Origin of the sequence: Marinomonas piezotolerans (assembly GCF_003362755.1) — a bacterium.
Lineage (GTDB): Bacteria > Pseudomonadota > Gammaproteobacteria > Pseudomonadales > Marinomonadaceae > Marinomonas > Marinomonas piezotolerans.
Map to the genome: position 1 here is coordinate 286977 of NZ_QKRA01000003.1, position 15629 is coordinate 302605.

Annotated in this window: 13 protein-coding genes; 10 read left to right on the plus strand and 3 right to left on the minus strand. The window is 46.4% G+C overall.

Annotated features, from left to right (window positions below):
- Positions 1–55 precede the first annotated feature (55 nt).
- The 9 genes from DN730_RS08830 to DN730_RS08870 all read left to right on the plus strand — a co-directional run bounded on the left by DN730_RS08830 (position 56) and on the right by DN730_RS08870 (position 8727).
- Positions 56–1069, plus strand: a complete 1014-nt coding sequence (locus tag DN730_RS08830) for a hydroxyacid dehydrogenase (protein WP_115467753.1) — start codon at positions 56–58, stop codon at positions 1067–1069.
- A 3-nt stretch (positions 1070–1072) separates the two neighbouring features.
- Positions 1073–1750, plus strand: coding sequence for an RraA family protein (locus DN730_RS08835; RefSeq protein WP_115467754.1), 678 nt, complete (start codon positions 1073–1075; stop codon positions 1748–1750).
- Positions 1751–1867: 117 nt separating this feature from the next.
- Positions 1868–2821 carry a Bug family tripartite tricarboxylate transporter substrate binding protein gene (locus DN730_RS08840; RefSeq protein ID WP_115467755.1) on the plus strand — a complete coding sequence of 318 codons (954 nt, stop codon included), beginning with the start codon at positions 1868–1870 and terminating at the stop codon, positions 2819–2821.
- Between the two features lie 65 nt (positions 2822–2886).
- A complete protein-coding gene (locus DN730_RS08845) occupies positions 2887–3345 on the plus strand; it encodes a tripartite tricarboxylate transporter TctB family protein (RefSeq protein ID WP_115467756.1) in 459 nt (152 codons plus the stop codon).
- Positions 3346–3357: 12 nt separating this feature from the next.
- Positions 3358–4857: a tripartite tricarboxylate transporter permease gene (locus DN730_RS08850; RefSeq protein ID WP_115467757.1), complete on the plus strand. Its 1500-nt coding sequence runs from the start codon at positions 3358–3360 to the stop codon at positions 4855–4857.
- A gap of 128 nt (positions 4858–4985) precedes the next feature.
- Entirely contained in the window at positions 4986–5957 is a 972-nt protein-coding gene (gene dctP / locus DN730_RS08855) for a TRAP transporter substrate-binding protein DctP (RefSeq protein ID WP_115467758.1), read from the plus strand.
- Between the two features lies 1 nt (position 5958).
- Positions 5959–6480 (plus strand): TRAP transporter small permease, encoded by a 522-nt coding sequence (locus tag DN730_RS08860; protein WP_115467759.1) that lies wholly within the window; start codon positions 5959–5961, stop codon positions 6478–6480.
- Positions 6480–7772, plus strand: coding sequence for a TRAP transporter large permease (locus DN730_RS08865; protein WP_115467760.1), 1293 nt, complete (start codon positions 6480–6482; stop codon positions 7770–7772). Before DN730_RS08860 ends, DN730_RS08865 begins: the two co-directional genes overlap by 1 nt.
- 4 nt (positions 7773–7776) lie before the next feature.
- A complete protein-coding gene (locus tag DN730_RS08870) occupies positions 7777–8727 on the plus strand; it encodes an SMP-30/gluconolactonase/LRE family protein (RefSeq protein WP_115467761.1) in 951 nt (316 codons plus the stop codon).
- 52 nt (positions 8728–8779) lie between these two features.
- On the opposite strand, the gene gcvA is transcribed toward DN730_RS08870, so the two are convergent.
- From gcvA to DN730_RS08885, 3 genes are all read right to left on the minus strand, one after another.
- Positions 8780–9685, minus strand: coding sequence for a transcriptional regulator GcvA (gene gcvA / locus DN730_RS08875; protein ID WP_115467762.1), 906 nt, complete (start codon positions 9683–9685; stop codon positions 8780–8782).
- Between the two features lie 245 nt (positions 9686–9930).
- Positions 9931–11421 carry a CoA-acylating methylmalonate-semialdehyde dehydrogenase gene (locus DN730_RS08880; RefSeq protein ID WP_115467763.1) on the minus strand — a complete coding sequence of 497 codons (1491 nt, stop codon included), beginning with the start codon at positions 11419–11421 and terminating at the stop codon, positions 9931–9933.
- A gap of 65 nt (positions 11422–11486) precedes the next feature.
- Positions 11487–12644, minus strand: a complete 1158-nt coding sequence (locus DN730_RS08885) for an iron-containing alcohol dehydrogenase (RefSeq protein WP_115467764.1) — start codon at positions 12642–12644, stop codon at positions 11487–11489.
- A gap of 463 nt (positions 12645–13107) precedes the next feature.
- Here DN730_RS08885 and DN730_RS08890 point away from each other — a divergent pair, with 463 nt between their 5' ends.
- On the plus strand, positions 13108–15624 hold the full coding sequence (locus tag DN730_RS08890; RefSeq protein WP_115467765.1) for a CoA transferase: 2517 nt from the start codon (positions 13108–13110) through the stop codon (positions 15622–15624).
- The last annotated feature ends 5 nt before the right edge of the window (positions 15625–15629 follow it).

Sequence of the window (15629 nt, forward strand, 5' to 3'; positions counted from 1 at the left end):
TACTTAGTGTTTGACGTTCGGGGTGATTGTTTTTCTAAACGATGATAAGAAGAATATGGCAACGAAAAATATCCTTGTTACAGGGCCTGGGCTGGCGCCTAGTGCTACCAAATTCTTGGAAGAAAAGGGTTACACCCCTATTCATACTCCTCCTTATGCAGACAGTGACACCATTGCTAGCTTACTTCGTGAGACTCAGGCTGTCGGTGTTATTTCGCGCATGGGCCGGCTTGATGCTGAAACGCTTGATGCAGGTCTTCCTCACCTTAAAGTCATTGCAAAGCACGGTGTTGGTGTAGACAACATTGATATCGACGCGGCTGCGAAGCGCAATATCCCTGTTGTTGTTGCAACCGGCGCAAATGCTGTTTCGGTGGCTGAGCATGCGATTGCTTTGATGTTTTCTGCTGTTAAGCGTGTTTTGCCGCTTGATGAGAGTCTACGAGCTGGCCGCTGGGAAAAGCCTGGATTTTCGGGAGTAGAGCTGGCAGGCAAAAATATGGGTCTATTTGGTATGGGTGCGATTGCGCAAGCCACAGCTAAAATGGCGAAAGCTTTTGGCCTTAACCTATTTGGCTATGACCCTTATGCGAGTGATGAGGTGTTTGCAGAGTACGGTGTGACACGCTGCGACAGCATTGAAGAGATGCTAGTGAATAGCAATGTTCTTAGCTTGCATTGCCCGTTGACTGATCAAACTCGCGAGATCATTAACGCAGAGAATATCGCGCGAATGCCAAAAGGTAGCTACATCGTCAATACCGCTCGTGGTGGGTTGATTGATGAAAATGCGCTGGTTGCAGCGATCCAGTCTGGTCATTTAGCTGGCGCTGGTCTTGATACGTTTGCCGTTGAGCCTCCATCAGCGGATCACCCTTTCCTTAAAGAAGACGCCATTGTGGTGACACCCCATATTGGTGGTGTGACAACAGAAGGCAGCACTCGCGTTAGTGAAGATGCAGTCGCTGGTGTCGTAGCGATTGTCGAAGGTGATCGTCTACCCGCTCATCGCATTATTAACCGCAAGTTGTTAGCAGACCCCGCACAGTTCGTGCAGCAAGGAGAATAAGAAATGTCTATTGGTTTTCAAATATTGAACCGTGAACGCAAAGCGTCAGAAGAAATGATTAAAGCTTTTACTGGTCTTCCAGTAGCAAACGTCTCTGATTCAATGAACCGCGTCTTCGCTGCTGGCCCTACATTACGTCCAATGCATGCTTCTGGTGCAATGATCGGTTCAGCGATCACTGTTAAGACACGTCCAGGCGATAACTTGATGCTTCATAAAGCTATTGATATGGCGGAGCCAGGTGATGTGATTGTTGTTGATGCGGGCGGTGATTTAAGTAACGCATTAATGGGTGAGTTGATGCTAGCTCATGCGATTAACCGTGGTGTTGCTGGTTTTGTATTGAACGGCGCTATCCGTGACTTGGATGCGTTCGTAGAAACAAACTTGCCTACATTTGCCGCTGGTGTCACTCATCGTGGTCCATACAAAGACGGCCCTGGTGAAATTAATGTTCCTGTGAGTATTGATGGCATGGTGATTCACCCAGGCGATATCGTCATTGGTGATTGCGACGGTGTACTAGCGGTTCCACTGGACCACGCGGAAGAGGTGCTAGCTAGCACGATGGCGAAGCAGGACAAAGAAGTGAAACAAATGGCTGCGATTGAAGCGCGTACAAATGACCGCAGTTGGGTTGATGTCGCGCTAAAAGAAAAAGGCTGCAAGTTTCCAGAATAAAACGCAATTTTTCGCTAGGAGGGTCATTTGAACCCCCTAGCGAGCGACGTATTTGAGCCTTGGCTCAATTTATGGGGAATCAATCCCAACTACACGCAAAATCTCAGGAGAAGACGCATGTTCAATTATAAAAAGAAAGCTGCGCTTATGAGTGCCTTGTTATTCGCATCGGGTGCTGCATTGGCTGATTACCCAGAAAAACCCATTACTCTAATTGTTGGTTTTTCTGCAGGTGGTGGTACGGACGTTATGGCGCGTAATGTTGCACCATTTGTTGAGAAGTACCTAGGTAATGATGCCAGCATTGTTGTGAAAAACATGCCCGGTGCCAGCGGACAAATCGGTATTACCGAAGTGGCCCACTCTGACCCAGATGGTTACACACTGGGTACGTATAACCTTCCAGGTATGATGGCTCGTACATTAGACCGTGAAGCGAAATACTCAGCTGACAGCTTTACCTTCCTTGCGAACATCGTTAGTGACCCGAATGTCATTGTAACGTCTAAGAAAACAGGTATTACCTCTGTTAAAGAATTGATCGATGCGGCTCAAAAAGCACCGGGTTCAATCACAGTGGGGATGTCGAGCCTTGGTGGTGATGATCATCTTGGTTTAACGAAATTCCAAAGTCTGACTGATACTAAATTCACCATCATTCCGTTTAAAGGCTCGTCGGCAGCACGTACTGCCATCCTAGGTGGCCATGTTGCAGCGGGTGTTTTGAATGTGTCAGAAGTTGCGGCGTTTAAAGACGAGTTGAATGTGATCGGTGTAGCGAAAGCTACGCGTTCTGAGTTTGCTCCGAACGTGAAAACATTCAAAGAGCAAGGCGTGGAGTTTTACAACGGAGCATTGCGTGGCTTTGTAGCGCCAGCAGGATTGCCAGCAGACGTAGAGCTTAAACTGCTTGAAGCGTTCTCTAAAGCAGCGAGTGACCCTGAAATGTTAGCCAAAATGAAAGCGACAGCCAACCCAGTTGAAGCGTCTATCGGGTTAGATTTCAAAAACCTGAACAATGAACTTTATGATTTGGCAAAACAGGCGTGGGAAACCACTCCTTGGAAATAAAACTTTTTGGTGCGGGGTGAACGTTCCCCGCACCTTTTTTTTATCCTTTTGAATAGTGGCTTGTGATGAATAATAACAATTCAAAACCATTGTTGCGGCCGATGATAGTAATTGCATTCTGCATTTTTATCGCATCAGCTGCGTTCCTCATTCCTGCGTTGAAGCTAAACGGTAACGCTTCGCTATTACCTGTTGCCATGCTTGTAGCGTTAATGGGGCTGTCAGTCATTCTAGTCGTGATTGACGTCAAAAAGGCTCTTAATAATAACGAGCCTCATAAACCGGCTCTTCAATCACCTTCGCGTGTCGTCGGAGCCTTATTGTCGGTTTTTCTCTTCGTCACTTGCGTAGATTTCTTCGGATTTTATTTAACAACCGCGATTTTCGTACCGGTGACGGCTTACCTTTTTGGCTGCCGCAGCTTAAAAGTCCTTCTTGCTTCCGATGTGATCGTGGTAGCAGGCATTTATCTAATCTTTAGTGTTGCGATGTCTAAAGATTTTCCAATGGGCTCAATTTGGTAAAGGCGACTGATTATGTACATGGATCTTATTTCTGCGCTACCAAGCGTGCTCTCATTTGATAACTTTTTTGCCATCGTAATCGGTGTTTTGTCAGGTATTGCTGTGGGTGCAATGCCAGGTTTGAGCGCTACGATGGCTATTTCTGTACTTGTCCCTTTTACATTTGGATTAGATCCTTTGGTTGCTTTAGGGCTCATGGCTGGTATCTACAATGGAGCGATGTATGGTGGCGCTATACCGGCTGTTTTACTTCGTATTCCAGGCACCCCAGCGGCCGTAGCGACCAGTTTTGATGGGTATCCAATGGCTCAAAGTGGCCGTGGTGGCTTCGCTTTGCAAGTCGCCGTTGTGTCCTCCGCGATTGGCGGTATCGCCAGTGCGTTAGCGCTAATGTTGCTGGCACCGCCATTAGCAAAAGTCACTCTATTATTTGGCCCAGCAGAAGTATTTTGGATCGCTGTATTTGGTTTATGTAGCATCATTTTCCTTCTGGGTGAAAGCCCTATTAAAGGCCTAATCAGCGCTTGTTTCGGTATCTTTGTCTCAATGGTCGGGGCTGATCCCATCACTAGTGAAGACCGCTTTACGTTTGGCCAATTGGAACTGTTAGACGGTATCAATATGGTTATCCTGCTGGTTGGTCTATATGCCATGCCTCCGGTAATCGATTTGCTGGAGCAGCCACTGGATACAAAAGAGGCGGGTAAAGCACTGAAAACCGAATCTCTATTACGTAGTTTTCCAAGAATGTTTCACTTCTGGAAGACTTGGCTACGCTCCTCACTCATCGGTATCTGGATCGGTATATTGCCGGGTGCAGGTGGTTCGATGGCAGCATTCATGTCTTATAACGAAGCGCGCCGCGCGAGTAGTAATCCTGATGAGTGGGGTAAAGGTGAGCCAGAGGGTGTTGCTGCATCCGAGACAGCCAATAACGCAGACACTGCTTCCGCGTTGATTCCAGCACTGACGTTGGGTATCCCTGGCACTGCAGTAGCGGCGGTTATGTTGGGCGGTTTGTTGGTTCATGGTTTGCAGCCTGGCCCGATGTTGTTCCGCGATAACCCAGATATTGTCTTTGGCTTTATGTGGCAGTTCCTATTCGGCGCGATTCTGCTCATTTTCCTAGGCGGCTCTTTGGCAACAAACAGTTTCGCTCATCTATTGAAACTGCCTCGTCCAGTGCTCGGTGCCATCATCATCGTATTGATGTTTATCGGCGTGTACTCGATTAATGGGCGGATGTTTGATGTGTATTTGATGCTAGGTTTTGGCTTGATTGGCTATGTGATGGATAAGTTTAAATTCCCATTACCACCCGTCGTACTTGGCTTGATCCTAGGTGGCTTTGCTGAAGAAAACCTACGTTTAACCCTATTGATAGGGCAAGGACAATGGTCATCACTGTTTGCCAACACAACGAGCTTGGTGTTGGTTGCAATGACTATCGCGGTAGTAGTTGGTCCTATGATCAAGCGTCGCGTTGTCAAGGCTCGAAAATCTGAAAGCTAATAAATAAAAGAGTATAGGAGGGGCTGGCACTTAGTGGAGTCAGGCTCTCTTTTCGTAAGTGGCCATGGAACTCATTGGCTAATGTTGTAAACAATAATAAATATATCGCAAATGTTACGGAGACTGATATGAAATTGAAAATGATAGTTGCCAGTGCTGTTATGGCTTGTACGGTTGCTGCGCATGCAACAAGTTGGACTGGGTATACCTATTCTTCTGTATCGACCACTGCTGCAGTAAAAGGTATGACTCGGATTAGCGAGCGTGTTGCCTCTGAAACCGACGGCGATTTAGACATTAAAATTCACCTTGGTAAAACCCTCCAAATTAAATCTTCTGATATCACTCAAGCGGTTGGCGATGGCATTGTTGATTTCGCTGCAGATTATTTCTTTTCTGGTAATGTCCCGATTGCGCGAGTATTGAACTTGCCAATGCTGATCGAAAATGATCAAGAATGGCAAAAGGCTTATGCTGCCATGCTACCAATGCTAGAAGAGTCGTTTGCGCAGCAAGATGTTGTATTGTTGGGGGGGTACCGCTACCCACAACAAGTATTCTTCACGACATTTCCTATCGATGAGCTAAGTGATATAGAGGGCCACAAAATCCGTGTTACGTCACCTGAGCAAGGTAAATTTGTCGAGACATTTGGCGGATTGCCAATTACGTTGTCGGGCAGCGAAGTACCAACAGCTCTAGAGCGCGGTGTCATTGATGGCGTTCTAACGGCTAGTGCAGGCGGGGCGAAGAAGTGGCATGAATTCTTACCCAATAACTATCGTTTTGCTGTGAACTACGGCAATTCCATGATTATTGCGAACATTGACTCGTTTGAGGATTTAGATAAAGACGAGCAAGCGACGTTACGTGACATTGTTGCGGATGAAGGTGACAAAATTTCTGCTGAGTTCATTGAAGATGAGAAAAAGCAGATGGCTTTCCAGCAATCTAAAGGTATGAAGATCACTATGGTTGCAGACGGCGATGCACAAAAAGCACGTGACCTGCTTCGTCCATACTGGTCTGAGTGGGCGAAAGAGAACGGCCCTCAATATGAGCAGGCTTTGTCATTAGTGCTAAAGGCGATTGGTAAGTAATATGCATTCCGAGCAACCTTTACAAGGTGCGGCCCCCGCCGCACCTTTTTTTAACCTTTTGGGTAAAAGTGTGGGCGTCGTGACCTCTTTGATCCTCAGCGCATTGGTGTTGCTGGTATCGTTGGAAGTCTTTTTACGAGCAGTGTTTGGCTATTCACTTGGGTTTGTTGAGGAAGTCACGGGCTACTTAGTTGTGGCTCTGACTTTATTCGGTGCAGCAATGGCAGTGAGAGCTAATTCACTGTTCCAAGTGCAGGTGGTGTTTGAGGCATTTCCACCCTCAGTAAAACGGTTGCTTGGCACTTTGTTTGCGCTTATAGCCATTGCCATTTGTGTGGTGTTGGCGTGGAAAACATTTGATCTAGTTGGCAGCTCCTTTAGTCGTGGAAAGTTTGCCCCCACGGTTCTACGTACTCCTTTGTGGATTCCACAAACACTTTTGCCACTGGGTTTTGTGGTCATTGGGGTCTTTTTAGTAGAACACCTGCTTATCTTATTACGTGTGAAGGAAGGTGATCGATAATGGAAGGCATTTTGATATTTGGCCTTCTTGTTGGCTTGATCGTTGGTGGTATGTGGGTCCAGTTTGCTGTTGCCAGTGCTGGTCTGACATACCTATGGGCCATCAAAGGGTTCGCAGGCTGGAAAGCGTTAGGTATTGTTAGCTGGGGGTCAGCAAATAGCTTTACTCTGGCCGCTATTCCGCTATTTATACTCATGGCAGAAATCTTATTGGGCTCGGGGCTTAGCTCCCGTTTGTACAACGGTGTTTCTCCATTTGTTCGCCGTTTGCCTGGTGGTTTGTTGCATACGAATATCGCGGGTAGTGGTATTTTTGCAGCGATCTCGGGTGGCAGTGCACCAACTGCGGCAGCGATGTCGACGGTGGCGTTACCTGAACTGTCATCACGTGGCTACAACATTCGCTTAGTGTCAGGCTCATTGGCGGCAGGGGGGACGTTAGGTATTCTGATCCCGCCCTCAATCACTATGATCATCTATTCAACGTTTACTGAAACGTCCATTGCACAACTATTCTCTGCAGGTATGTTGCCAGGTATTTTGCTTGCTGCATTTTATATGGGGCTAATAATGATTCGTTGTACGTTGAATCCAAGTTTAGTGCCAGTGGATAAAAGTAAGCTGACATTTAAAGAGCTCTACACCGCATCACTTGACGTACTTCCATTTCTAATGCTCATCTTCATCGTATTGGGTAGCATTTATGGCGGTATTGCCACGCCGACTGAAGCGGGGGCTGTAGGCGTGCTAGGTGCGATGCTGGTAGCAGGCATTTATAAACGTTTAAACGTTGCCTTGTTACGTAACGCGCTCACTCGTACGATCAAAATGAGCGGTAATATTTTGTTTATCGTTTTCACCTCAATGATCTTCGCCTACGCGACGGCTTTGTCGGGAGCCGGTGAGACATTAGTTAATTATCTCCAAGAAGCAGACGTTTCGCGTTTCGCTTTTCTTGTGATTGTCATGGTGATTTTTGCAATCTTGGGTTGTTTTATGGAAGGCCTAGGTATGATTGCGATCATCGTTCCGGTCATTTTCCCAGCCTTGATGGCCTTAGACATAAACCTCATTTGGTTTGGTGTGTTTGTTGTTATTCTGGTGGAACTGGGTCAACTGACTCCGCCGCTGGGTGTGATCTTATTCGTCGTCGCTAGCTCGTCAAAGAAAGTGAAAGTCGAAGATGTCGTCATGGGAACACTGCCTTTCTTTATCGTGATCGTGGCATTCCTTTTCCTATTGATGGCGTTCCCAGAGATCGCTTTGTATTTACCCTCATTAACAACAGGTTGATAACATGACGTATCCTCTTCCAGAGCCTGCCATTTTTGATGCAGAAGTATTTACTGAGTTGCCAGAGTCTTTGCGTCGCCCTAATTGTTCTTCTTACTGGGCGACTCGTAATAAACGAGGCGCTACGGTAGACAGTTTCATTGAAGGTCCATCATTTGATCGAGACGGCAATTTATACTTTGTTGATATCCCATTTGGACGCATTATGCGAGCGGACCCTGCCGGGAAAGTGGTTCAAGTTGCTGAATACGATGGTCAGCCAAACGGTCTAAAAATCCACAAGGACGGACGTATTTTCATCGCCGATTTTCAGAATGGCATTATGCAGCTCGATCCGAAGTCAGGCGAGGTGAAAGGTGTTCTGAAGGACTGTGATTCAGAAGGCTTTAAAGGGTGTAATGATTTGCACTTTGGCCCAGATGGTTCGTTGTACTTTACTGATCAAGGTCAGACTGGACTGCATGACCCGACTGGCCGGGTATACCGCTGGCAGCCTGAGACGGGAGAGTTGACCTGTTTGATTGATACGGCTCCAAGTCCCAATGGTTTGGTGTTGGATGTAAACAGCCATGTACTGTATCTAGCCGTCACGCGCGCTAATGCGGTATGGCGTTTGCCGATGTCGGAAAGCGGGCGTGTTAACAAGGCGGGTCTGTTTTTACAGTTCAACGGCGGGCGCGCAGGTCCTGACGGGTTGGCATTAACAGCCCAAAATGGCGTTGTCGTTTGTCAAACGGGTATGGGCTTAGTTTGGATTCATGACAATCTAGGTCGCCCCGTAGCGGTGGTTCGATCTCCAAAAGGCTTGGGTACCACAAACTGTGCGTTCGGTGGTAAAGATCTGCGTACGTTATATATTACCGAGTCGGATAGTGGGTCGATTCTGAAAGTTGAGTTTCCAGAAGAACTCAATATTTCAGGGCATCCGATGTATTCCGGTTACATAGGTAGCTAGCGTTTAGCTACCTAACTCCTCCACTTTATGGCAGGCTTTAAGCATAAGTTTATTAGTGCGCCCAATGACTTTTAGCCTGTTCAACCTCTTCTAAAATCCAAGCGCGAAATAATTCCGCATGCGGATGGTCAAAGCCCTTATTAGAGCTTAGTAGATAGAATGCTTCGCTAGTCGGTAGCTTTTGTTCAAATGGGGCTACGAGTTGTCCTGTGGAGGTCATTTCCTTAATCAAAGAGCTACGACCTAATGCGATCCCTTCGCCAGATTTGGCCATTTCAAAGGCCGATATCAAGGTGTCAAAGTGGATGCCTTGAGATGAATCAATATGTTGAAATCCTGTTTTATTAAGCCAGTAGGCCCACCCTTCGTTGTAACCGTCTACATGTAACAGAGTGTAGTTGGCAAGCTGATTTGGGGTGATCAATGGTACCGGAGTACTTAACAGTGAAGGGCTACAGACAGGGATTAAGTAGTCCCAAGTGAGTCGATCGCACTGCATGCCAGGCCAATCCCCCATCCCGTAGCGAATTTCCATATCTGACTCTCGATCAAGGTTCTCTGCCCAAATATTAGTAGGTAGTCTCAGATTGACTTCAGGGTGAGCCTTCCGAAAACGCCCAAGCCGAGGCGCTAGCCAAGTTGTAAAGAAAATCAGACTAGAGCGAATGGTTAACGGCCGCGTCTGCCCTTGGCCAAACAGTTCGTCTGTTACTTCCGCTAGTCGTTCAATGGATTCATGAACAATAGGGACATAAGCTCGCCCAGACTTTGTCAATTCTAGGCCTCTTGGTAAGCGTTTAAAAAGCTGGGTACCTAATTGCGCTTCTAAACCTTTTATTTGTTGGCTGACTGCTGCTTGAGTCATGTTAAGTTCTTGAGCTGCCTGGGTGAAATTTAGGTAGCGAGCTGAAACTTCGAATGATCTAAGCCAATTTAGGGGAGGAAGTTTTTTTTTCATTTTTATTCTACTTAAGTTTACTAGGTTTGGAGTATTTAAATGTGCGCATTGCCAGCCATTCAAATCCTAAGTAACAACGCTTGAATTATCGTTTTTATTAGTCTGTTCATATCTAACTATCTGCGCCATATCACTTCACCAAAACGACGTATTAAAGCCCAAGTAGGCTATCTATTTCTGAGCCCCAAAGCAAAAAAACTAGGCCAGTAGATACTGACCTAGTTTTTTATGGCTTAGTTCATCTACTAGCTTGGGAACGCAAAGGAAACACCTTCGCGCACGCCGCTAGAAGGCCAGCGCTGAGTGATGGTTTTACGCTTGGTGTAGAAACGTACGCCATCAGGACCGTATGCATGAAGATCACCAAACAGTGAACGCTTCCAACCACCAAAACTGTGGTAAGCCACTGGCACTGGAAGTGGAACGTTGATACCAACCATACCTACTTGAATGTGGTTAGAGAAGTAGCGTGCTGCTTCACCGTCACGAGTGAAGATACATGTACCGTTACCGTATTCGTGGTCGTTAATAAGTTGCATTGCCTCTTCCATGGTTTTAACACGAACAACTTGCAGAACAGGTCCAAAAATTTCTTCTTGGTAGCTTTGCATTGAAGGCGTCACGCCATCGATAAGTGTTGCGCCTACAAAGAAGCCATTTTCATAACCCGAGATACTCGGCTCACGGCCATCAACGACTACTTTAGCGCCATCCGCTTCAGCGCTGTTGATGTAACCGACCACTTTTTGTTGATGTTGACGGGTAATCACAGGACCAAAGTCGTTGTTTTTATCGCTGTACTCACCGACCGTTAGGTTTTCCATAGCGGTTTGCATTTTCGCGACTAACGTATCAGCAGCATCATCTCCGACCGCAACAGCCACAGATAACGCCATGCAGCGCTCGCCTGAAGAGCCAAATGCCGCGCCTAATAGTTGGTTAACCGCGTTGTCCATGTCTGCGTCAGGCATTACAATCGCATGGTTTTTCGCACCACCTAATGCTTGGCAACGCTTACCATTCGCACAAGCGGTTGAATAAATGTATTCCGCAATAGGCGTGGAGCCAACAAAGCTTACGGCTTTAATTCGATCGTCAGACAACAGCACATCAACCGCTTCCTTATCACCATTGACAACGTTTAGTACGCCATCTGGCAAGCCTGCTTCCTGTAGCAATTGAGCAATGTATAGCGTTGAGCTTGGATCGCGCTCCGACGGTTTCAGAATAAAGGTATTGCCGCATACAATGGCCAGTGGGAACATCCACATCGGTACCATAGCAGGGAAGTTGAAAGGCGTGATACCAGCGACCACTCCTAATGGCTGAAACTCGCTCCAAGAATCAATGTTTGGGCCAACGTTTTTGCTGAATTCACCTTTTAGTAGCTCCGGTGCGCCACACGCATATTCTACGTTCTCAATGCCGCGTTGCAGTTCACCTGCCGCGTCATGACATATTTTACCGTGCTCTTCACCGATCATTTGGCAAATTTTATCTGCGTTTTGCTCAAGTAATTCTTTAAAGCGGAACATAACACGCGCTCGTTTTAGCGGTGGTGTATCGCGCCAAGCAGGAAAGGCTGCTTCTGCTGCGGCAATGGCTTCTTCTACGGTCTCTTTAGGTGCTAGCGCCACCTGCTTGGAAACCGAACCAGTAGCAGGGTTATAAACATCTTGCATACGCTGTGCAGTGTTTACTAATTGACCATTAATTAAATGTCCGATCGTGTTCATTACTGTTCCTCAAATTTTGTTTGCATGGCATTTAGTTATTTAGGTAAAGCATCAAGTCGTTGCTTTCACCAAAGTTGTTTATAGATGTCGATGATTTGTTCGGCTGTTGGCACGATAGGGTTATTATTTGGCGAACCTGAGGCCAACGCTTGCTCTGCCATGGTTGGCATTAGATCGAAAAACTGTTGTCGATCGATGCCAAATTGCTCAGGTGTTGGTACCTGCAACTCGTCATTTAAAGCGCGCAGTTCTGCGATAAGTTTACGATTGGCTTCTTGATCAGAGTCCGCTTGAGTTGCTACGCCAATCGCGCGAGCACAGTCGGCGTATTTTTCTTCCGCACTTGGAATAGAGAATTCAGTCACCGCTGGCAATAACATGGCATTAGAAAGTCCATGAGGAACGTGAAATGCTGCACCAATAGGTCGGCTCATTCCATGTACCAAGGCCACAGAAGCATTAGAAAAAGCAACACCTGCGAGCGTTGAACCCAACATCATAGCTTCTCGAGCTTGGTTGTCGCTGCCGTCGTGATAAGCACGGCGTAGATTAGGCCCGATCAACTTCATTGCAGCAATGGCTTGACTATCACTATATGGGCTTGCTTTTTTGCTGACGTAGGCTTCCATTGCATGGGTCAAAGCATCAATACCTGTATCGGCAGTGATTCGAGCGGGTAAACTCAGCGTCAGTTTGTAATCGACAAGCGCCGCAATTGGCATAAAACCAACACCAACGCACAGCATTTTTTCGTCGTTGGTCTCGTCGGTAATGATGGTGAATCGTGTTACCTCTGTGCCTGTTCCTGCGGTGGTGGGAACAGCAATGATAGGAAGGCCCTCTTCGTTTACGATTCGCGGGAATTTATAGTCGCGCATTTCTCCGCCAAACTTCCCGAGGATACTTATGGCTTTCGCGCTATCTATTGGGCTGCCGCCCCCTAAAGCAATAATGCTGTCGTAACTACCATTACGAACGGTCTCTACACCGGCTTGTATAGAGCTTACGGTCGGCTCAGGTACCGTATCATCGAAGACTTCTGAGATGATTTGATGCTCTTCTAAGCAAGATTGAACTCGTTTAGCGTAGCCAAGTTCAACCATCATTTTATCGGTGATGATGAGAGGGCGAGAACACCCCAAACTGCCTAGAATGGTCGGAATTTCTAAACTGGCATTTTCTCCTACCTGTAATATGCGAGGTAGAATGATTTGGTTAGACATATCGGCTCCACTTATTGTTATTTTATTTGTCTATCTCTAAACGCCTTTAAACCATATTTGTTGGCGTTAGGACACACCCAGATTCACCGCAACCATAGGCTACGAAACAACGTCATTGTTATGAATAAGTTGAGGCCTTTAAAGCAATAAAAAATCACCCTTAGTGCTAAGTATTTTTATAGCTGTGCCTTTGTTACCCCCTCGCCAAAACAATATTTCTATTAATATCAGTAATTTGCGTTTTTAGTAGGTTTTACAGTCTCTTAGGTATAAAAAAAATTCACCCATCGATCTCGTTTTTATTGCTAGTAGCCGCCTAGGCCCAATTCTAGTATGCCCCCTGTGCTGATGTTAGCAGTACTGATGAGGTGGCCTCGCCCCGATAACAAAAATAAGTCAATAAACACATACGTACTGAGCTTCTCAATATAGCTGGGAGCTCTTTTACATAGGATCAATAGAGATGAATAATAACAATCAACTACCTCTTATTGGTGTCCGAGTCGTGGACTTTGGACAACAAATTGCTGCTCCAGCTGTTGCCATGACGCTCGCCGACCTTGGTGCAACAGTTATTCATATTGACCCGCCACAAGGCCCACAATGGGATAGTCCCGCAAACGCAGTATTAAATCGTAACAAGCTGTGTATCACCTTAGATTTGAAAACTTCGAAAGGACTTGATGAAGCACTGCAATTGATTGATCAAGCAGATATTGTTATCGAAAACTTCCGTCCAGGCGTTTTGGCGAAGCTGGGGATTGATTTTGAAGAGTTGAGAGAAATACGTCCTGAGCTCATTACTTTATCAGTGCCAGGATTTGCAAGTAATGACATGTTGAGGAGAGAGTGGAAAGCGACTGAAGCGATCATTGCGGCGACGTCTGGCGCTTTCACTGACATGGGTTTTAACCGCGTGCTAATGGGGATAGAGCCAAGTTTTTCTCCAGTGCCTTTAGGGTCTTCCTATGCGATTTCGCTAGCTGCCAGTTCAGTTGTTATGGCGTTGTATGAGCGAGCTAACACTGGACATGGTGATCATATCGAGGTGCCTGTCGCGGCTGCGCTGATGGAAGGGCTTTCTTATAACTCATTTGTTATAGATAAGTTGCCAGAGCGCTACAAAACTATGCGTGAGCATGAAATAGAGCACCGTCAAATGTGTAACATCGATATGAATCTGAGTTACGAGGAGTTGCAAGAGTACTTGGATCCATTCTTCCGTACCTATGATTGTGCTGATGGTAGAAAGTTTTACTGTGTTTGTCCGTCACACCGCAACCACGCGAAACGTGCTCTGCAGGTTCTAGGTATTTACGACGAGGTGATGGAAGAAGGGTTCCCAGAAGTGCAGGACTTGCATGCACCCATCGCTGAATGGGATGGCGAAACGTCACTAGGCGTCTATCCGCTACCCCCTAAATGGGCCAGAGTCATCTCTGAAAAAATGAAGGCCGCTTTTCTTACCAAGCCAGCCAGTGAATGGGATCGAATCTTTGGTGAAACGGGAATCCCTGGTGCGTCACAACGTACTACTAAAGAGTGGCTAAATGACGAGCATACGAACAAGGCTGGTTTAATCATAGAGGTCAATGACCCTGAATACGGTTTGATGAAGCAACCTGGGCCCTTAGTTTGGTTTGAACACAATGCGTCAGCTTTCATGCAGGCGAAGGCGCGAGAGTTTGTCAATTTTGACATTGCTCTGGATCGTTTGTGCAGCGCCATATCTCCATTTACCCAAAGCCTACCTCGAAGAGAAGAGCTTGCTAACAGCCCAGAACCGAAAGGCTGGCTAGATGGTAAGAAAGTACTTGATCTGACTAATGTAATTGCTGGCCCACACTCGGCAGCTTTTTTAGGAAGATTTGGTGCAGAGGTTATTAAGTTAGATCCTGTGAAACCTCTATATGATCCGCTTATTGGATGTCTATACAGTTTTCAAACTGACATGGGGAAAAAGAAAGCGCTTGTTAATATCATGACTGATAAAGGTCGTGAAGTCCTCAATCGTCTGATTAAGTCAGTTGATTTGGTTCTCATTAATGCGCCTGAGCGACAGCTTGCACACCTTGGTTTGGATTCAGAGAGCCTACTTGCGGTTAACCCAAATGTTCTATTTTGCCGTTTAGATTGTTTTGGTGGACCACTTAGAGGGCCCAAAACGGACTACATCGGCTATGACGACATCATTCAGGCAAACAGTGGCATTATGATGCGATTTGGCGGAAATGAAACGCCTGAAGAGCATGCACACGTTGGAACGTTGGATGTTAACTGTGGCTTTGCTGCAGGCATGGGAATGGCGCTTGCTATGTACCATCAATTGATAACGGGTCAAGTTAGCCGGGTTAGAACTTCTCTTTCTGCGGTGACAAATATGGCGCAAATTCCGTTTATGTTTGATTACGAAGGTAGAGGCCCATTTGATGAAGCGTCAGGCCGCGAAGTGTTAGGCAATCATCCTTTGTCGCATTTTTATGAAACAATGGATGGTTGGATCTTCCTTGATTCTGATCACCGTGAATTTGAAAAGTTGAAGTCGCTAGAAGGCTTAACAGAGCTTGGTGACACGCCGGATCTGCATGAGTATTTGAAACATGCCTTTAAGCAAGCTGCCACGTCGCATTGGCTTAACTTACTTAGAGGGGCTGATGTTGCGGTAGCAGAGCCAAATTCGATTGAGACTTTGCGTCATGACTACAGCCGTATACACGACGGAGAAGTCGGTACGCATTTTGGTAGCTATGCGTTCTCTGTCTACCCAGATCACCCAAGTGGCCACTGTTTCACTCAAATTGATCACTATTCAATTCGACCAACTAGGGCGGCATTAAAGGCCATTGCACCCACTGAGAAGTTTGGGCACTCAACCAAAGAAATCTTAGCGAATGTTGGCTATAGCGAGTCTGAAATAGCCTCCATGATCGAGTCTAACGTTGCCAGCTTAGGCTGGAGTAAAGAATATCTGCCCAGTTAGCTGGG